Annotated in this window: 13 protein-coding genes and 4 tRNA genes; all 17 read left to right on the forward strand. The window is 59.7% G+C overall.

What is annotated here, in order from left to right:
• Positions 1–182: 182 nt before the first annotated feature.
• The 17 genes from AB6809_RS26265 (at position 183) to fusA (ending at position 19,653) form a co-directional block, all read left to right on the forward strand.
• A tRNA-Tyr gene (locus AB6809_RS26265) sits at positions 183–268 on the forward strand.
• Positions 269–309: 41 nt separating this feature from the next.
• A tRNA-Gly gene (locus tag AB6809_RS26270) sits at positions 310–383 on the forward strand.
• Between the two features lie 16 nt (positions 384–399).
• A tRNA-Thr gene (locus tag AB6809_RS26275) sits at positions 400–474 on the forward strand.
• Between the two features lie 63 nt (positions 475–537).
• Entirely contained in the window at positions 538–1,728 is a 1,191-nt protein-coding gene (gene tuf / locus AB6809_RS26280; RefSeq protein ID WP_012434572.1) for an elongation factor Tu, read from the forward strand.
• A gap of 64 nt (positions 1,729–1,792) precedes the next feature.
• Positions 1,793–1,868: transfer RNA gene (locus AB6809_RS26285), tRNA-Trp, on the forward strand.
• Between the two features lie 35 nt (positions 1,869–1,903).
• A complete protein-coding gene (secE, locus tag AB6809_RS26290; RefSeq protein WP_015003929.1) occupies positions 1,904–2,284 on the forward strand; it encodes a preprotein translocase subunit SecE in 381 nt (126 codons plus the stop codon).
• A gap of 1 nt (position 2,285) precedes the next feature.
• Positions 2,286–2,843: a transcription termination/antitermination protein NusG gene (nusG, locus tag AB6809_RS26295; protein WP_007180147.1), complete on the forward strand. Its 558-nt coding sequence runs from the start codon at positions 2,286–2,288 to the stop codon at positions 2,841–2,843.
• 161 nt (positions 2,844–3,004) lie between these two features.
• Positions 3,005–3,436, forward strand: coding sequence for a 50S ribosomal protein L11 (gene rplK, locus AB6809_RS26300; RefSeq protein ID WP_007180146.1), 432 nt, complete (start codon positions 3,005–3,007; stop codon positions 3,434–3,436).
• Positions 3,437–4,135: a 50S ribosomal protein L1 gene (rplA, locus tag AB6809_RS26305; protein WP_006053278.1), complete on the forward strand. Its 699-nt coding sequence runs from the start codon at positions 3,437–3,439 to the stop codon at positions 4,133–4,135. It abuts the gene before it with no gap.
• 300 nt (positions 4,136–4,435) lie between these two features.
• Complete coding sequence (gene rplJ / locus AB6809_RS26310) at positions 4,436–4,939, forward strand: 50S ribosomal protein L10 (protein WP_006053279.1); 504 nt, start codon at positions 4,436–4,438, stop codon at positions 4,937–4,939.
• Positions 4,940–5,002: 63 nt separating this feature from the next.
• On the forward strand, positions 5,003–5,377 hold the full coding sequence (rplL, locus tag AB6809_RS26315; protein ID WP_029972178.1) for a 50S ribosomal protein L7/L12: 375 nt from the start codon (positions 5,003–5,005) through the stop codon (positions 5,375–5,377).
• A 369-nt stretch (positions 5,378–5,746) separates the two neighbouring features.
• Positions 5,747–9,853 (forward strand): DNA-directed RNA polymerase subunit beta, encoded by a 4,107-nt coding sequence (gene rpoB / locus AB6809_RS26320; RefSeq protein ID WP_029972179.1) that lies wholly within the window; start codon positions 5,747–5,749, stop codon positions 9,851–9,853.
• Between the two features lie 21 nt (positions 9,854–9,874).
• Positions 9,875–14,113, forward strand: a complete 4,239-nt coding sequence (rpoC, locus tag AB6809_RS26325; protein WP_029972180.1) for a DNA-directed RNA polymerase subunit beta' — start codon at positions 9,875–9,877, stop codon at positions 14,111–14,113.
• Between the two features lie 201 nt (positions 14,114–14,314).
• Entirely contained in the window at positions 14,315–16,162 is a 1,848-nt protein-coding gene (gene recQ, locus AB6809_RS26330; RefSeq protein ID WP_029972181.1) for a DNA helicase RecQ, read from the forward strand.
• Positions 16,163–16,384: 222 nt separating this feature from the next.
• Positions 16,385–16,765, forward strand: coding sequence for a 30S ribosomal protein S12 (rpsL, locus tag AB6809_RS26335; protein ID WP_006053290.1), 381 nt, complete (start codon positions 16,385–16,387; stop codon positions 16,763–16,765).
• A gap of 181 nt (positions 16,766–16,946) precedes the next feature.
• Positions 16,947–17,417, forward strand: coding sequence for a 30S ribosomal protein S7 (rpsG, locus tag AB6809_RS26340; RefSeq protein WP_006053291.1), 471 nt, complete (start codon positions 16,947–16,949; stop codon positions 17,415–17,417).
• Between the two features lie 133 nt (positions 17,418–17,550).
• Positions 17,551–19,653: an elongation factor G gene (gene fusA / locus AB6809_RS26345; RefSeq protein WP_029972182.1), complete on the forward strand. Its 2,103-nt coding sequence runs from the start codon at positions 17,551–17,553 to the stop codon at positions 19,651–19,653.
• Positions 19,654–19,664: the final 11 nt, after the last annotated feature.

The following is a 19,664-nucleotide window of genomic DNA, read 5'->3' on the forward strand; positions in this document are numbered from 1 at the left end:
TGTGAAAGTAGGTAATCGTCAGGCTCCCCAGCAGTGTCAGAAACCCCACCCCGAAAAGGTGGGGTTTCTGCGTTTACGGTAGTGCTAAAAACACTGCATATAAGTGAGAGCATTTGGGTTTGGAATAGTCGACTAACTCTTGACATCGAGCGGTTGTTCCCCCATAATCATCAGTTCTCTGCGGAGGGGTGCCCGAGTGGCTAAAGGGGGCAGACTGTAAATCTGTTGGCTTACGCCTACGTTGGTTCGAATCCAACCTCCTCCACCAGAATGCAAGTTGTAGCAGTTGTTGGGAATCCATGGGTCCTTGCGGGTGTAGCTCAATGGTAGAGCAGAAGCCTTCCAAGCTTACGACGAGGGTTCGATTCCCTTCACCCGCTCCAGCAATATAGAAGTAGCGCCCATGTGGCTCAGTGGTAGAGCACTCCCTTGGTAAGGGAGAGGTCGGCAGTTCGATCCTGCCCATGGGCACCAGAAGTACTCGGTGATTGTTTGCGCCCGGCGCAACGTACGGATAAATCCTCTTAGGAGTCGAAAATGGCCAAGGGTAAGTTTGAGCGGACCAAGCCGCACGTGAACGTCGGCACGATCGGTCACGTTGACCACGGCAAGACCACGCTGACGGCAGCGATCACGACGGTTCTGACGCAGAAGTTCGGCGGCGAAGCGAAGGCGTACGACCAGATCGACGCGGCGCCGGAAGAAAAGGCACGTGGCATCACGATCAACACGGCACACGTCGAGTACGAAACGGCTAACCGCCACTACGCACACGTCGACTGCCCGGGCCACGCTGACTATGTGAAGAACATGATCACGGGCGCAGCGCAGATGGACGGCGCAATCCTGGTGTGCTCGGCCGCTGACGGCCCGATGCCGCAAACGCGTGAGCACATCCTGCTGGCGCGTCAGGTTGGCGTGCCGTACATCATCGTGTTCCTGAACAAGTGCGACATGGTGGACGACGCCGAGCTGCTGGAGCTGGTCGAGATGGAAGTGCGCGAGCTTCTGTCGAAGTACGACTTTCCGGGCGACGACACGCCGATCATCAAGGGTTCGGCCAAGCTGGCGCTGGAAGGCGACAAGGGCGAGCTGGGCGAAGTGGCGATCATGAACCTGGCCGACGCGCTGGACACGTACATCCCGACGCCGGAGCGCGCAGTGGACGGCGCGTTCCTGATGCCGGTGGAAGACGTGTTCTCGATCTCGGGTCGTGGCACGGTGGTCACGGGTCGCGTTGAGCGCGGCGTCGTGAAGGTCGGCGAGGAAATCGAAATCGTCGGTATCAAGCCGACGGTGAAGACGACCTGCACGGGCGTGGAAATGTTCCGCAAGCTGCTCGACCAGGGTCAGGCAGGCGACAACGTCGGTATCCTGCTGCGTGGCACGAAGCGCGAAGACGTGGAGCGTGGCCAGGTGCTGGCCAAGCCGGGTTCGATCAACCCGCACACGCACTTCACGGCTGAAGTGTACGTGCTGAGCAAGGACGAAGGCGGCCGTCACACGCCGTTCTTCAACAACTACCGTCCGCAGTTCTACTTCCGTACGACGGACGTGACGGGCTCGATCGAGCTGCCGAAGGACAAGGAAATGGTCATGCCGGGCGACAACGTGTCGATCACGGTGAAGCTGATCAACCCGATCGCGATGGAAGAAGGTCTGCGCTTCGCCATCCGTGAAGGTGGCCGTACCGTTGGCGCAGGTGTCGTTGCCAAGATTCTCGAGTAACGCCAGATAGTTCTCGTTAATCTGTAGTTTCGGGGTTGGCGGTGTCGTCAACCCCAAATGGTTTAGGGGTATAGCTCAACTGGCAGAGCGTCGGTCTCCAAAACCGAAGGTTGGGGGTTCGATTCCCTCTGCCCCTGCCAACTCTCGCGTCAAATTGACGCTTCGTTAAGGTGTTATGGCGAATCCTTCCGTCGAAACTGTGAATACATCCGGCGACAAGCTGATGCTCGTCGCGGGCGTATTGCTAGTCTTGGCCGGGTTCGTGGGGTTCTTCTGGCTTAACGGTCAGGAATGGTACGTCCGCGGAGCCGCCTTGGCTGTTGGTGCAATCGCGGGTGTTGCAGTCGGTCTTCTATCCGCGCCTGGCAAGGGTTTCATCGCTTTCGCCAAAGATTCGTACAAGGAAGTCCGCAAGGTTGTCTGGCCGACTCGCAAAGAGGCTACTCAGACAACGTTGGTGGTGTTTGGCTTCGTGTTTGTGATGGCGATCTTTCTTTGGGTTAGCGATAAATCCATCGAATGGGCGATTTTCTCGGTGATTCTGGGTTGGAAATGATATGAGCGATACTCCGGCATCTCCGAGCGGCAAACGTTGGTACGTCGTGCACGCCTACTCCGGCATGGAGAAGAGCGTGCAACGCGCGCTTCAGGAGCGCATCGAACGCGCCGGCATGCAAGACCAGTTTGGCCAGATCCTCGTCCCGACCGAAGAGGTTGTCGAGGTGAAGGGTGGTCACAAGTCGGTGACCGAACGTCGTTTCTTCCCGGGCTACGTGCTCGTGGAAATGGAAATGACGGATGAAACGTGGCACCTCGTGAAGAACACCGCGAAGGTCACGGGTTTCGTAGGTGGTGCGCGTAATCGCCCGAGTCCGATTTCCCCGCGGGAAGTCGAGAAGATCATGTCGCAGATGCAGGAAGGCGTGGAAAAGCCGCGTCCAAAGACCCTGTTCGAGGTCGGCGAGATGGTCCGGGTAAAGGACGGTCCTTTCACCGATTTCAACGGCAGCGTCGAAGAAGTGAACTACGAAAAGTCGCGCGTCCGTGTCTCCGTTACGATCTTCGGCCGTGCAACGCCGGTCGAGTTGGAATTCGGCCAGGTCGAGAAGTTGTAATCCAGAATTCCGCGGAGCGCGCCTATCGGCGCGTTTTGCACTTCGCGCTTACGGTCCGCGTAATGACCGTTGAGGAGCGTAAGTAGCCGGATTCCGGTGAACGCGCGCTACTACTCACTGAACGTTCGCAGCCAATGCGACGTTCCAACGAGGTTTTCAACATGGCAAAGAAAATCATCGGCTTTATCAAGCTGCAGATTCCTGCAGGTAAAGCCAACCCGTCGCCGCCGGTCGGTCCGGCACTGGGCCAACGCGGCTTGAACATCATGGAGTTCTGCAAGGCGTTTAACGCGCAGACTCAAGCTCTGGAACCGGGTCTGCCGATTCCGGTCGTGATCACAGCGTTCGCTGACAAGAGCTTCACGTTCGTCCTGAAGACGCCGCCGGCAACGGTTCTGATCAAGAAGGCAGCGAAGATCGACAAGGGTTCGAGCAAGCCGCATACCGACAAGGTCGGCAAGATCACCCGCGCTCAAGCTGAAGACATCGCCAAGACCAAGATGCCCGATCTGACGGCAGCTGATCTGGACGCAGCGGTTCGTACGATCGCTGGTAGCGCCCGCTCGATGGGCATCACCGTGGAGGGCGTGTAAATGGCTAAGCTTTCGAAGCGTCTGCAAGCATTTGCAGCAAAGGTTGACCGTCAGAAGCTGTACCCGATCGACGACGCTCTGTCGCTCGTGAAGGAATGCGCAAGCGCGAAGTTCGATGAGTCGATCGACGTCGCTGTTCAACTCGGCATCGACGCAAAGAAGTCGGATCAAGTGGTCCGCGGTTCGGTCGTTCTGCCTGCAGGTACGGGCAAGTCGGTGCGCGTGGCAGTGTTCGCGCAAGGCGAAAAGGCTGAGCAGGCTCGCGCAGCAGGCGCTGAAGTCGTCGGTATGGAAGACCTGGCTGAACAAGTCAAGGCCGGCAATCTGGACTTCGACATCGTGATCGCTTCGCCGGACACGATGCGTGTTGTCGGTACGCTCGGTCAGATCCTCGGCCCGCGTGGCCTGATGCCGAACCCGAAGGTCGGTACGGTCACGCCGGACGTCGCGACTGCGGTCAAGAACGCCAAGGCTGGTCAGGTGCAATTCCGTGTCGACAAAGCGGGTATCATCCACGCCACGATTGGCCGCGCTTCGTTCGAGCCGACGGCTCTGCGCAGCAATCTGAGCGCGCTCATCGACGCACTGCAAAAGGCCAAGCCGGCAACGAGCAAGGGCGTGTACCTGCGTAAGGTCGCTCTGTCGAGCACGATGGGTGTCGGCGTTCGCGTCGATCAGGCATCGCTCGCGGCACAGTAAGTAATTCATCGCCTCGATGAAAATCGGGGCGGTTTATGGGCTTTGGGCGGTTGTGAGGTGGCAGTTCGCATCAAGCAACCGGTTGTCAAAGACCGTTGGCGGGCACGCAGCAGGTAGGCGGACCCTTAATGCAAAGCCAACGCAGATGGCGAACCCGAAAAGGTTTTGTAGTGATGAAACCGGTTGGCATCCGCAGCAATGCGTGTGTCGGGCGGTCGAAATACTCCTGACTGGTCGGACGCCGTTATTGAACGCGGTACACAAGGCGCACGCTGCGTGTATCGAATCTGGAGGTTAACCGTGCCACTCAACAAAGAAAGCAAGCAGGCCGTCGTCGCTGAGGTTGCCGCGCAAGTCGCGAAAGCCCAGACCGTGGTTCTGGCTGAGTATCGTGGGATCACGGTTGGCGATCTGACCAAGCTGCGCGCGAAAGCGCGTGAGCAACAGGTTTACCTTCGCGTGTTGAAGAACACGCTGGCGCGTCGCGCTGTCGAAGGTACGCCGTTCGCTCCGCTGGCAGAGCAGATGACTGGCCCCCTGATCTACGGCATCTCGGAAGATGCAATTGCTGCTGCTAAGGTCGTCAATGACTTCGGCAAAAGCAATGACAAGTTGGTCATCAAGGCTGGTTCCTACGAAGGCAAGGTGATGGACAAGGCTGGCGTGCAAGCGCTGGCAAACATCCCGAGCCGCGAAGAACTGCTCTCCAAGCTGTTGTACGTTATGCAAGCACCTGTTTCTGGCTTTGCGCGCGCTCTGGCCGCGCTGGCAGAAAAGAAACAAGGCGAAGAAACCGCTGCGTAATGTACTTCAGTCGAGCGTGATTGATCGCTGGCTGTATCCGAATTCAATTTAGGAGTATTTCAAATGGCAATCGCAAAAGATGACATCCTCGAGGCAGTAAGCTCGATGTCGGTTCTGGAACTGAACGAACTGGTCAAGGCGTTCGAAGAAAAGTTTGGCGTGTCGGCAGCTGCTGTTGCAGTGGCAGGCCCGGCAGGCGGCGGCGCTGCTGCTGCAGCTGAAGAGCAAACCGAATTCACGGTCAACCTGGTTGACGTTGGCGCGAACAAGGTTTCCGTCATTAAGGCAGTTCGTGAACTGACGGGTCTCGGCCTGAAGGAAGCGAAGGACCTGGTCGACGGCGCACCGAAGCCTGTTAAGGAAGCGGTACCGAAGGCTGCTGCAGAAGAAGCCAAGAAGAAGCTGGAAGAAGCCGGCGCGAAAGCTGAAATCAAGTAAGTTTCAGCGCGCTGTGCGAAGGCTGGCGGTTTTTCACCGCCGGCCTTTTTGTGCTTTGTGGGGGACGCGTTTTTGCCTCGCTGTACGGCAATAATGTGACTCCCAGAAGCCAAAGAAAACCGCCTATCGGCAACATTGACCGGCGCTTCTCTTTGTCTTCTGAAGCGACTGCAGAAGGCAAGTTTGGTCGGGTAGCGGGCAACATAGGCATCCGCTGCCGTCAGCCAGCGGTTGGTAGCGGCCAACCACCAAGCTTCTAGGCTCGTTCAAGCCATCGGACGGCCATCGGGTCTCAGTCGGTGAACACTCGGGTTGTCTCATCAAGGTATCCTGCCTCGACAACAATGCCCGCCGTGATTCGGAGATCGTATGCAATATTCCTTCACCGAGAAGAAGCGCATTCGTAAGAGTTTTGCGAAGCGCCCCATCGTTCACCAAGTACCTTTCCTGCTGGCTACCCAGCTTGAATCATTCAGCACGTTTCTGCAAGCAGACACGCCGTCTACGCAGCGCAAGCCGGAAGGCCTGCAGGCTGCGTTCACATCCGTTTTCCCGATCGTTTCGCACAACGGGTTCGCACGTCTTGAGTTCGTCAGCTACATGCTGTCGCCGCCGGCATTCAACATCAAGGAATGTCAGCAGCGCGGTTTGACGTACTGCTCGGCGCTGCGCGCGAAAGTGCGTCTGGTGCTGCTCGATAAAGAATCGCCGAGCAAACCGGTCGTCAAGGAAGTGAAGGAACAGGAAGTGTACATGGGCGAAATTCCGCTCATGACGCCGACGGGTTCGTTCGTCATCAACGGTACGGAGCGTGTGATCGTTTCGCAGCTGCACCGTTCTCCTGGCGTGTTCTTCGAACACGACAAGGGCAAGACGCACAGCTCGGGCAAGCTCTTGTTCTCGGCACGTATCATTCCTTACCGCGGCTCGTGGCTCGATTTCGAGTTCGACCCGAAGGACGTGCTGTACTTCCGCGTCGACCGTCGCCGCAAGATGCCGGTCACGATCCTGCTGAAGGCAATCGGCCTGACGCCGGAACAGATCCTCGCAAACTTCTTCGTGTTCGATAACTTCACGCTGATGCCGGAAGGCGCGCAGATGGAGTTCGTGCCGGAGCGTCTGCGTGGCGAAGTCGCGCGCTTCGACATCACGGACCGTGACGGCAACGTGATCGTCCAGAAGGACAAGCGGATCAACGCAAAGCACATCCGCGACCTGGACAACGCGAAGACCAAGTTCATCTCGGTCCCGGAAGACTATCTGCTCGGCCGCGTGCTGGCGAAGAATGTCGTCGACGGCGACACGGGTGAAGTCATCGCCAACGCGAACGACGAAATCACCGAAACCGTCCTCGAGAAGCTGCGCGAGTCGAAGATCAAGGACATTCAGACGCTCTACACGAACGATCTGGACCAGGGCCCGTACATCTCGTCCACGCTGCGTATCGACGAAACCGCGGACAAGATGGCCGCGCGCATCGCGATCTACCGCATGATGCGTCCGGGCGAACCGCCGACCGAAGAAGCGGTCGAGGCGCTGTTCAACCGTCTGTTCTACAGCGAAGACGCATACGACCTGTCCAAGGTGGGCCGTATGAAGTTCAATCGTCGCGTGGGCCGCGACGAGATCATCGGACCGATGACGCTGCAAGACGACGACATCCTCGCCACGATCAAGATTCTGGTCGAGCTGCGTAACGGCAAGGGCGAAGTGGACGACATCGACCACTTGGGCAATCGTCGTGTGCGTTGCGTCGGCGAACTGGCGGAAAACCAGTTCCGCGCAGGTCTCGTGCGTGTCGAACGTGCTGTCAAGGAACGCCTCGGCCAGGCCGAAAGCGAAAACCTGATGCCGCACGACCTGATCAACTCGAAGCCGATTTCGTCGGCGATTCGCGAGTTCTTCGGTTCGTCGCAGCTGTCGCAGTTCATGGACCAGACCAACCCGCTGTCGGAAATCACCCACAAGCGCCGTGTTTCGGCACTTGGCCCGGGCGGTTTGACGCGTGAGCGCGCTGGCTTTGAAGTCCGCGACGTGCATCCGACGCACTACGGTCGTGTGTGCCCGATTGAAACGCCTGAAGGTCCGAACATCGGCCTGATCAACTCGTTGGCTCTGTACGCGCACCTGAACGAATACGGCTTCCTCGAAACGCCGTATCGCAAGGTCGTGGACAGCAAGGTGACGGATCAGATCGACTATCTGTCGGCGATCGAAGAAGGCCGTTACGTGATCGCTCAGGCGAACGCGGCCGTGGCGGAAGACGGCTCGCTGACCGACGAACTGGTGTCGTCGCGCGAAGCCGGCGAAACGCTGATGGTCACGCCGGACCGCATCCAGTACATGGACGTGGCGCCGTCGCAGATCGTGTCGGTGGCTGCATCGCTGATTCCGTTCCTCGAGCACGACGACGCGAACCGCGCGTTGATGGGCTCGAACATGCAGCGTCAGGCTGTGCCGTGTCTGCGTCCTGAAAAGGCCGTGGTCGGTACGGGTATCGAGCGCACGGTGGCGGTCGACTCGGGCACGACGGTTCAGGCATTCCGCGGCGGTGTGGTCGACTATGTCGACGCAGGCCGTATCGTGATTCGCGTGAACGACGAGGAAGCGGTGGCTGGCGACGTCGGTGTCGACATCTACAACCTGATCAAGTACACGCGTTCGAACCAGAACACGAACATCAACCAGCGTCCGATCGTGAAGGTCGGCGACAAGGTTTCGCGCGGCGACGTGCTGGCTGACGGCGCATCGACGGATCTTGGCGAACTGGCTCTCGGCCAGAACATGCTGGTCGCGTTCATGCCGTGGAATGGCTACAACTTCGAAGACTCGATTTTGATCTCTGAGAAGGTGGTGGCCGACGACCGTTACACGTCGATCCACATCGAAGAACTGAACGTCGTGGCTCGCGACACGAAGCTCGGACCGGAAGAAATCACGCGCGACATCTCGAACCTCGCGGAAGTGCAACTTGGCCGTCTCGACGAGTCGGGCATCGTGTACATCGGCGCGGAAGTCGAAGCAGGCGACGTGCTGGTCGGCAAGGTCACGCCGAAGGGCGAAACCCAGTTGACGCCGGAAGAAAAGCTGCTGCGCGCGATCTTCGGTGAAAAGGCTTCGGACGTGAAGGACACGTCGCTGCGCGTGCCGTCGGGCATGAGCGGCACGGTCATCGACGTACAAGTGTTCACGCGTGAAGGCATTCAGCGCGACAAGCGTGCGCAGCAGATCATCGACGATGAACTGAAGCGCTACCGCCTCGACCTGAACGACCAGCTGCGCATCGTGGAAGGCGACGCGTTCCAGCGTCTCGCACGTATGCTGACCGGCAAGGTCGCGAACGGCGGTCCGAAGAAGCTCGCGAAGGGTACGAAGATCGAACAGGCTTACCTGGAAGATCTCGACCATTACCACTGGTTCGACATCCGCCTCGCGGACGAAGAAGCAGCGGCACAGCTCGAAGCTATCAAGGACTCGATCGAACAGAAGCGTCACCAGTTCGATCTGGCGTTCGAAGAAAAGCGCAAGAAGCTCACGCAAGGCGACGAACTGCCGCCGGGCGTGCTGAAGATGGTCAAGGTGTATCTGGCAGTCAAGCGCCGCCTGCAGCCTGGCGACAAGATGGCCGGCCGCCACGGTAACAAGGGTGTCGTGTCGAAGATCGTTCCGATCGAAGACATGCCGTACATGGCCGACGGCCGTCCGGCTGACGTCGTTCTGAACCCGCTCGGCGTGCCGTCGCGGATGAACGTGGGTCAGGTTCTCGAAGTGCATCTGGGTTGGGCCGCGAAGGGTCTCGGCTGGCGTATCGGCGAAATGCTGCAGCGTCAGGCGAAGATTGCTGAACTGCGCGAATTCCTGACCAAGATCTACAACGAGTCGGGCCGCGCCGAAGAGCTGGACAGCTTCACCGACGAGGAAATCGTCGAACTGGCGAAGAACCTGCGCGAAGGCGTGCCGTTCGCAACGCCGGTGTTCGACGGCGCGACGGAAGAAGAAATGTCGCGCGCGCTGGATCTGGCTTTCCCGGACGACATCGCGAAGAACCTGGGCATGACGCCGTCGAAGAATCAGGTGCGTCTGTACGACGGCCGCACGGGCGAAATGTTCGAACGTACGGTGACGGTCGGCTACATGCACTACCTGAAGCTGCACCACCTGGTCGACGACAAGATGCACGCGCGTTCGACGGGCCCGTACTCGCTCGTGACGCAGCAGCCGTTGGGCGGTAAGGCGCAGTTCGGTGGCCAGCGTTTCGGTGAAATGGAAGTGTGGGCGCTCGAAGCGTACGGTGCATCGTACGTGCTGCAGGAAATGCTGACGGTGAAGTCGGACGACGTGACAGGCCGGACCAAGGTGTACGAGAACCTGGTCAAGGGCGATCACGTGATCGATGCAGGCATGCCGGAATCCTTCAACGTGCTGGTGAAGGAAATCCGCTCGCTCGGTATCGATATCGACCTCGACCGCAACTAATCGGACTACTGGAGAGAAGCGATGAAAGCTTTGCTCGATCTATTCAAGCAAGTCCAACAACCTGAAGTTTTTGACGCGATCAAGATCGGTCTGGCCTCGCCGGACAAGATCCGTTCGTGGTCTTTCGGTGAAGTGAAGAAGCCGGAAACCATCAACTACCGGACGTTCAAGCCGGAACGCGATGGTCTGTTCTGCGCGAAGATTTTCGGGCCGATCAAAGACTACGAATGCCTTTGCGGCAAGTACAAGCGCCTGAAGCATCGTGGCGTGATCTGCGAGAAGTGCGGCGTCGAAGTGACGCTCGCCAAGGTGCGTCGCGAACGGATGGGCCACATTGAGCTGGCCTCGCCGGTCGCGCACATCTGGTTCCTGAAGTCGCTGCCGTCGCGTCTGGGCATGGTGCTCGACATGACGCTGCGCGACATCGAACGCGTGCTGTACTTCGAAGCGTATGTGGTGATCGACCCGGGCATGACGCCGCTGAAAGCGCGGCAGATCATGACTGAAGAGGATTACTACAACAAGGTCGAAGAGTACGGTGACGAATTCCGTGCCGAGATGGGCGCGGAAGGCGTTCGCGAACTGCTGCGTGCGATCAACATCGACGAACAGGTCGAGATGCTCCGCACCGAACTGAAGAACACGGGTTCGGAAGCGAAGATCAAGAAGTACGCGAAGCGCCTGAAGGTGCTTGAGGCATTCCAGCGTTCGGGCATCAAGCCTGACTGGATGGTGCTCGAAGTGCTGCCGGTGCTGCCGCCGGAACTGCGTCCGCTAGTGCCGCTGGATGGCGGCCGCTTCGCGACGTCGGACCTGAACGACCTGTATCGCCGCGTGATCAACCGTAACAACCGGTTGAAGCGTTTGCTCGAACTGAAGGCGCCTGAAATCATCGTCCGCAACGAAAAGCGGATGCTGCAGGAAGCCGTCGATTCGCTGCTCGACAACGGTCGTCGCGGTAAGGCAATGACCGGCGCGAACAAGCGTCCGCTGAAGTCGCTCGCTGACATGATCAAGGGTAAGGGCGGTCGTTTCCGTCAGAACCTGCTCGGTAAGCGCGTTGACTATTCCGGCCGTTCGGTGATCGTGGTCGGCCCGACGCTCAAGCTGCATCAGTGCGGTTTGCCGAAGCTGATGGCGCTCGAACTGTTCAAGCCGTTCATCTTCAACAAGCTCGAAGTGATGGGTGTCGCTACCACCATCAAGGCTGCGAAGAAGGAAGTCGAGAACCAGACACCGGTGGTGTGGGACATCCTCGAAGAGGTGATCCGCGAACATCCGGTCATGCTGAACCGTGCGCCGACGCTGCACCGTCTTGGCATTCAGGCTTTCGAGCCGGTGCTGATCGAAGGTAAGGCGATCCAGCTGCATCCGCTCGTTTGCGCGGCGTTCAACGCCGACTTCGACGGTGACCAGATGGCTGTTCACGTTCCGCTGTCGCTCGAAGCGCAGATGGAAGCGCGTACGCTGATGCTGGCGTCGAACAACGTGCTGTTCCCGGCTAACGGCGATCCGTCGATCGTGCCGTCGCAGGATATCGTGCTCGGTCTGTACTACGCGACCCGTGAAGCAGTGAACGGCAAGGGCGAAGGCCTGACGTTCACGGGCGTCTCGGAAGCGCTGCGTGCCTACGAGAACAAGGAAGTCGAGCTTGCCTCGCGCGTCAACGTGCGGATCACCGAAATGGTCCACAACGAAGACAAGTCGGAAGGCGCGCCGGCATTCGTGCCGAAGATCACGCTGTATGCAACGACCGTCGGCCGCGCAATCCTGTCGGAGATTCTTCCGCCGGGCCTGCCGTTCTCGGTGCTGAACAAGCCGCTGAAGAAGAAGGAAATCTCGCGCCTCATCAACACCGCATTCCGCAAGTGCGGTCTGCGCGAAACGGTGATTTTCGCCGACCAGTTGATGCAGTCGGGTTTCCGTCTGGCAACGCGCGCTGGTATTTCGATCTGCGTGGACGACATGCTCGTGCCGCCGCAGAAGGAAACCATCGTCGGCGACGCTGCGAAGAAGGTGAAGGAATACGACCGTCAGTACATGTCGGGTCTCGTCACGTCGCAAGAGCGCTACAACAACGTGGTCGACATCTGGTCGGCAACGTCGGAAGCGGTCGGCAAGGCGATGATGGAGCAGCTGTCGACGGAGCCGGTGGTCGATCGCGACGGCAACGAAACGCGTCAGGAGTCGTTCAACTCCATCTACATGATGGCGGACTCGGGTGCTCGTGGTTCCGCGGTTCAGATTCGTCAGCTGGCCGGTATGCGTGGCCTGATGGCGAAGCCGGACGGCTCGATCATCGAGACGCCGATTACGGCGAACTTCCGCGAAGGCCTGAACGTGTTGCAGTACTTCATCTCGACCCACGGCGCACGTAAGGGTCTGGCTGATACGGCACTGAAGACGGCGAACTCCGGTTACCTGACGCGACGTCTCGTCGACGTGACGCAGGATCTGGTGGTGGTCGAGGACGATTGCGGTACGTCCAACGGCGTCGCCATGAAGGCGTTGGTCGAAGGCGGTGAAGTCGTCGAAGCTCTGCGTGACCGTATCCTGGGTCGCGTGGCGGTGGCTGACGTCGTCAATCCGGAATCGCAGGAAACGCTGTACGAATCGGGCACGCTGCTCGACGAAGACGCGGTCGAGGAAATCGAACGCCTCGGCATCGACGAAGTGCGCGTGCGCACGCCGCTGACTTGCGAAACGCGTTACGGTCTGTGCGCAGCCTGCTATGGCCGCGACCTGGGCCGTGGCTCGCTCGTGAACGTCGGTGAGGCTGTGGGTGTGATCGCCGCTCAGTCGATCGGCGAGCCGGGCACGCAGCTGACCATGCGTACGTTCCACATCGGTGGCGCGGCGTCGCGTGCGGCAGTGGCTTCGTCGGTTGAAGCCAAGTCGAACGGTACGGTGCGTTTCACGTCGACGATGCGTTACGTCACCAATGCGAAGGGCGAGCAGATCGTCATCTCGCGCTCGGGCGAAGCGATGATCACCGACGACCACGGTCGCGAGCGCGAACGTCACAAGGTGCCGTACGGCGCGACGCTGTTGCAACTGGACGGCGCGCAGATCAAAGCCGGCACGCAACTGGCGACGTGGGACCCGATGACGCGTCCGATCATCACCGAGTACGGCGGTACGGTGAAGTTCGAGAACGTCGAAGAAGGCGTGACGGTTGCGAAGCAGATCGACGATGTGACGGGGCTCTCCACGCTCGTCGTGATCGACGTGAAGCGTCGCGGTTCGCAAGCCGCGAAGACGGTGCGTCCGCAGGTCAAGCTGCTCGACGCGAACGGCGAGGAAGTCAAGATCCCGAACACCGAGCACTCGGTGCAGATCGGCTTCCAGGTCGGCGCTCTGATCACTGTGAAGGACGGTCAGCAAGTGCAGGTCGGTGAAGTGCTCGCACGTATCCCGACTGAATCGCAGAAGACGCGTGACATTACCGGCGGTCTGCCGCGTGTGGCGGAACTGTTCGAAGCACGTTCGCCGAAGGACGCAGGTATCCTGGCGGAAGTCACGGGTACGACGTCGTTCGGTAAGGACACGAAGGGCAAGCAGCGTCTCGTTATCACGGACCTCGAGGGCAACCAGCACGAGTTCCTGATCGCGAAGGAAAAGCAGGTTCTGGTTCACGATGGTCAGGTCGTCAACAAGGGTGAAATGATCGTGGACGGACCTGCCGATCCGCACGACATCCTGCGTCTGCAGGGCGTCGAGGCGCTGTCGCGCTACATCGTGGACGAAGTGCAGGACGTGTACCGTCTGCAAGGCGTGAAGATCAACGACAAGCACATTGAAGTGATTGTTCGTCAGATGCTGCGCCGCGTGCAGATTACGGACAACGGCGATACGCGCTTCATCCCGGGCGAACAGGTCGAGCGGTCGGATATGCTCGACGAAAACGACCGTATGATCGCGGAAGACAAGCGTCCGGCAACGTACGAAAACGTGCTGCTCGGTATCACGAAGGCCTCGTTGTCGACCGATTCGTTCATCTCGGCGGCGTCGTTCCAGGAAACGACCCGCGTGCTGACCGAAGCGGCGATCATGGGCAAGCGCGACGACCTGCGCGGTCTGAAGGAAAACGTGATCGTCGGCCGTCTGATTCCGGCCGGTACGGGTCTCGCGTTCCACAAGGCGCGCAAGAGCAAGGAACTGTCCGACCGCGAGCGTTTCGATCAGATCGCAGCGGAAGAGTCGTTCGAATTCGGTACGCCGGAAACCCCGGCCGCCGAACAGCAGCACTCAGGCGAGTAAGTCCCGGCGGCGTAAGCCGCTTGGGGCTCTAGCCAGCGAAGCCGCTCAGTTTCGACTGAGCGGCTTTTTTTTATGCGCCTTTTTGCCGCGCGACGTCGCCGATTCCTAGCCCGGATGGCTAACGTTGTCGCAAAGCGCGGGCGCAGCACGAATGCGTTGGTAAAATTCGTGTCACCGCTTTACGCCGCCTCTCTCAAATTCATGTCCCGTCCGCTCGAAATCCTCAACGAAGTTTTTGGTTACCCCGCGTTCAGAGGACAGCAAGGCGAAATTGTCGAGCACGTCGCCGGCGGCGGTGACTGTCTCGTGCTGATGCCAACGGGCGGCGGCAAATCGCTGTGCTATCAGATTCCGTCGCTGGTGCGCCGCGAAGGCGGCTTCGGCACGGGCATCGTGGTGTCGCCACTGATCGCGCTGATGCAGGACCAGGTGGCTGCGCTCACCGAAGTCGGTGTGCGCGCGGCTTACCTGAACTCGACGCTCTCCAGCGCCGAGGCGATGGCTACCGAACGCGCGCTGCGCGACGGCGAGATCGACTTGCTTTACGTGGCGCCCGAGCGCCTGATGACGCCGCGATTCCAGGAACTGCTGGAACGCACGCGCATCGGACTTTTCGCGATCGACGAAGCGCATTGCGTATCGCAATGGGGGCACGACTTCCGGCCGGAATACATTCAGCTTTCCGTGCTGCACGAGCGTTTCCCGAACGTACCGCGCATTGCGCTGACGGCGACCGCGGACGCCATCACGCGCGACGAAATCATTCATCGTCTCGCGCTCGACGACGCTCGCATTTTCGTCTCGAGCTTCGACCGGCCGAACATTCGTTATCGGATCGTCGAAAAAGACAACGCGCGCACGCAGTTGCTCGACTTTATCCGCGCGGAACACACGCGAGCCGACGGCACGACCGACGCTGGCGTCGTCTATTGTCTGTCGCGGCGCAAGGTCGAAGAGACGGCCGAGTGGCTCAAGGAAAAGGGCATGCGCGCGCTGCCGTATCACGCCGGCATGGAATTCGAAACGCGCCAGAAGCATCAGGAGATGTTCCAGCGCGAGGAAGGCATTGTGATGTGCGCGACGATCGCGTTCGGTATGGGTATCGACAAGCCGGACGTGCGGTTCGTCGCTCACCTCGATTTGCCGAAGAGCGTCGAAGGGTATTACCAGGAAACCGGCCGCGCGGGCCGCGACGGCATGCCGGCCAATGCGTGGATGGCCTACGGCCTCGGCGATGTCGTGCAGCAGCGCAAGATGATCGACGAATCGGACGCCGACGACGCGCACAAACGCGTCCAGACCGGCAAGCTCGATGCGCTGCTCGGCCTGTGCGAGGCGGCGACGTGCCGGCGCGTGCGGCTTCTGGCGTATTTCGGCGAATCGAGCAAGCCTTGCGGTAACTGCGACAACTGCCTCGAGCCGCCCGCCACATGGGACGCGACGCGCGAGGCGCAAATGGCGCTGTCGTGCGTGTTCCGGGCGCAGCGGGCGAGCGGTTTTCACTTCGGCGCCGGCCACCTGATAGACATTCTGCGCGGCAATCGCAGCGAAAAAATCGTTCAGCGCGGTCATGAGAAGCTGACCACGTTCGGCATTGGCGCGGCGCTCGGCGAACCGGAGTGGCGCGCGGTGTTTCGACAGCTCGTGGCGTTCGGCTATCTGACGGTCGACCACGAGGGCTTCGGCTCGCTCGTCCTGACCGAGGCGAGCAAGCCCGTTCTGAAAGGCGAACAGAACGTGACGATGCGCCGCTATGTGAAGCCGACGCGCACGCGTCAGTCGTCCGGACGAACCAGCGAGCGCGCGGACCCGACCATCGGAATGGGGCCGCGCGAGCGGGCGCGCTGGGAGCGTTTGCGCACCTGGCGCACGGAAACCGCGAAGAGCGACGGCGTGCCCGCCTACGTGATTTTCCACGACGCGACACTCGCGGAGATCGCGCGCAACGGCCCAGACTCGATCGAGGACTTGCGAGGCATTCCAGGCATGGGCGCGCGCAAGCTCGACCGTTTCGGGGACGAACTGCTCGAAGTCGTCGCCGCGGACTAAGCCGTCCGCGGTCGCCGCAACAGGTCCACAGGTCTGCGAAACATTGCAACCTGTTGACTCGCTTAGTATTTTCGGAATATTATGCTAGGTTCCGGTTCTTGGGATGCTTGCGCGCGGACTCTGTTCACGTGCTCGCGGTCGCAGCCGGAAGTTCGATGCGCAGTCGTTTTCGCTTTGCCCGAAAACAGATGCGTCGATTTTGTTCAATTTCAGGAATAGACAATGCCAACCATCAATCAACTGGTTCGCAAAGGCCGCACGTCGGAAACGACGAAGAGCAAGAGCCCGGCCTTGCAGGACTGCCCCCAGCGTCGCGGCGTGTGCACCCGTGTGTACACCACGACGCCTAAGAAGCCGAACTCGGCACTTCGTAAGGTCGCGAAGGTGCGCCTCACGAACGGCTTCGAAGTTATCTCGTACATCGGTGGTGAAGGCCACAACCTGCAGGAACACTCGGTCGTGCTGATTCGCGGCGGTCGTGTGAAGGACTTGCCGGGTGTGCGTTACCACATGGTTCGCGGCTCGCTGGATACCCAGGGCGTCAAGGATCGTAAGCAGGCTCGCTCGAAGTACGGTGCGAAGCGTGCCAAGGCCGGCAAGTAATTCGCCGGTCAGCAGCAGTTCAGGTCGCCTGCAAAGGCGGTAATAGCGGTGGTGCCGGAATCGCCGGTGCTGTCGAGTAAGTGGTCACCCGACCAGGCTGGTAAGTCGTAAGAGATGAATCGGGTTAGTTGGTGGCCGCGGGGCTAAAAGTAGCTCCAACTGAAAAGTTAAAGGAAGAAACATGCCGCGTCGTCGCGAAGTCCCCAAGCGGGAAGTGTTGCCGGATCCGAAGTTCGGTAACGTAGATGTAGCTAAGTTCATGAACGTGCTGATGCTGTCCGGCAAGAAGTCTGTTGCCGAGCGCATCGTGTACGGCGCTTTCGAACAGATCCAGACCAAGGGTGGCAAGGACCCGCTGGAAGTGTTCACGGTAGCGCTCAACAACGTCAAGCCGGTGGTCGAAGTGAAGAGCCGCCGCGTTGGTGGTGCGAACTATCAGGTTCCGGTCGAAGTGCGTCCGTCGCGTCGTATGGCATTGGCGATGCGTTGGCTGCGTGAAGCCGCGAAGAAGCGCAGCGAGAAGTCGATGGCCCTGCGTCTGGCAGGTGAACTCTCCGAAGCGGCCGAAGGCCGTGGCGGCGCAATGAAGAAGCGCGACGAAGTTCACCGGATGGCAGAAGCCAACAAGGCGTTCTCGCATTTCCGTTTCTAAGCTTCCCGCATCGGGTTAGCAGAAACAACGGAAAGAAATTCCGGGCGGGTGCGCTTACAAAGCGCCTCGCCCGTTTGTGTTACAGCGCGATGGGTATTTTTCTCGCATCGCGTTATCCCAATAGAGGATCAAAGTGGCTCGCAAGACACCTATCGAGCGCTACCGTAACATCGGTATTAGCGCTCACATCGACGCCGGCAAAACGACGACGACCGAGCGCATCCTGTTCTATACCGGCGTGAACCACAAGATTGGTGAAGTTCACGACGGCGCTGCGACCATGGACTGGATGGAGCAGGAGCAGGAACGCGGCATCACGATCACGTCGGCTGCTACGACGGCGTTCTGGAAGGGCATGGCCGGCGACCGCGCTGAGCACCGCATCAACATCATCGACACCCCGGGTCACGTCGACTTCACGATTGAAGTCGAGCGCTCCATGCGCGTGCTCGACGGCGCGTGCATGGTGTACTGCGCTGTGGGCGGCGTGCAGCCGCAATCTGAAACGGTTTGGCGTCAGGCTAACAAGTACAAGGTTCCCCGTCTCGCGTTCATCAACAAGATGGACCGTACCGGCGCGAACTTCTTCAAGGTTTACGACCAGCTGAAGCTGCGTCTGAAGGCAAACCCGGTTCCGGTCGTGGTGCCTATCGGCGCAGAAGAAAACTTCACGGGCGTCGTCGACCTGATGAAGATGAAGGCGATCATTTGGGACGACGCGTCCCAGGGCACCAAGTTCTCGTACGAAGAAATCCCGGCTGAACTCCTCGATTCGTGCAACGAATGGCGCGAGAAGATGATCGAAGCGGCCGCTGAGTCGAGCGAAGAATTGATGAACAAGTACCTGGAAGAGGGCGAGCTCTCCGAAGCGGAAATCATCAAGGGTCTGCGCGACCGTACGATCGCTTGCGAAATCCAGCCGATGCTGTGCGGCACCGCGTTCAAGAACAAGGGCGTGCAGCGTATGCTGGACGCGGTTCTGGACTTCCTGCCGTCGCCGATCGACATTCCGCCGGTTACGGGCGAACTGGAAAACGGCGAGAAGGGTGAGCGCCGTGCTGCCGACGACGAAAAGTTCTCGTCGCTGGCATTCAAGATCATGACCGACCCGTTCGTCGGCCAGCTGATCTTCTTCCGTGTGTACTCGGGCGTCGTCAATTCGGGCGACACGGTGCTGAACGCGACCAAGGACAAGAAGGAACGTCTCGGCCGTATTCTGCAGATGCACGCGAACCAGCGCGAAGAAATCAAGGAAGTGCGCGCGGGCGACATCGCCGCGGCAGTCGGCCTGAAGGAAGCGACGACGGGCGACACGCTGTGCGATCCGCAGCACCCGATCGTCCTCGAGCGCATGATTTTCCCGGAACCGGTGATCTCGCAGGCTGTTGAGCCGAAGACGAAGCCTGACCAGGAAAAGATGGGTCTGGCACTGAACCGTCTGGCGCAGGAAGATCCGTCGTTCCGCGTTCAAACGGACGAAGAATCGGGCCAAACCATTATTTCCGGCATGGGCGAGCTCCACCTCGAAATTCTGGTTGACCGTATGAAGCGCGAATTCGGCGTGGAAGCAACTGTCGGCAAGCCGCAGGTTGCGTACCGCGAAACGATTCGCGGCAAGGCGGAAGACGTTGACGGCAAGTTCGTCAAGCAGTCGGGTGGTCGCGGCCAGTACGGTCACGCGGTCATCACGCTCGAGCCGAACGAGCAAGGCAAGGGCTACGAGTTCCTGGACGAGATCAAGGGCGGTGTGATTCCGCGTGAATACATCCCGGCAGTCGACAAGGGTATCCAGGAAACGCTGAAGGCTGGCGTGCTGGCGGGCTTCCCGGTCGTTGACGTGAAGGTTCACCTGACGTTCGGTTCGTACCACGACGTCGACTCGAACGAAAATGCATTCCGCATGGCCGGTTCGATGGCGTTCAAGGAAGCAATGCGCAAGGCTCAACCGGTCATCCTCGAACCGATGATGGCTGTTGAAGTCGAAACGCCTGAAGACTACATGGGCAACGTGATGGGCGACCTGTCGGGTCGTCGCGGCATCGTGCAGGGCATGGACGACATGGTTGGCGGCGGCAAGATCGTCCGCGCAGAAGTTCCGCTGTCGGAAATGTTCGGCTACTCGACGTCGCTGCGTTCGCTGACCCAGGGTCGTGCAACGTACACGATGGAGTTCAAGCACTACGCTGAAGCACCGCGTAATGTGTCGGAAGCGATCATCAACGCCAAGTCGAAGTAATCGCGCGGCAA

Origin of the sequence: Paraburkholderia sp. RCC_158, from assembly GCF_041355255.1 — a bacterium.
Lineage (GTDB): Bacteria > Pseudomonadota > Gammaproteobacteria > Burkholderiales > Burkholderiaceae > Paraburkholderia > Paraburkholderia graminis.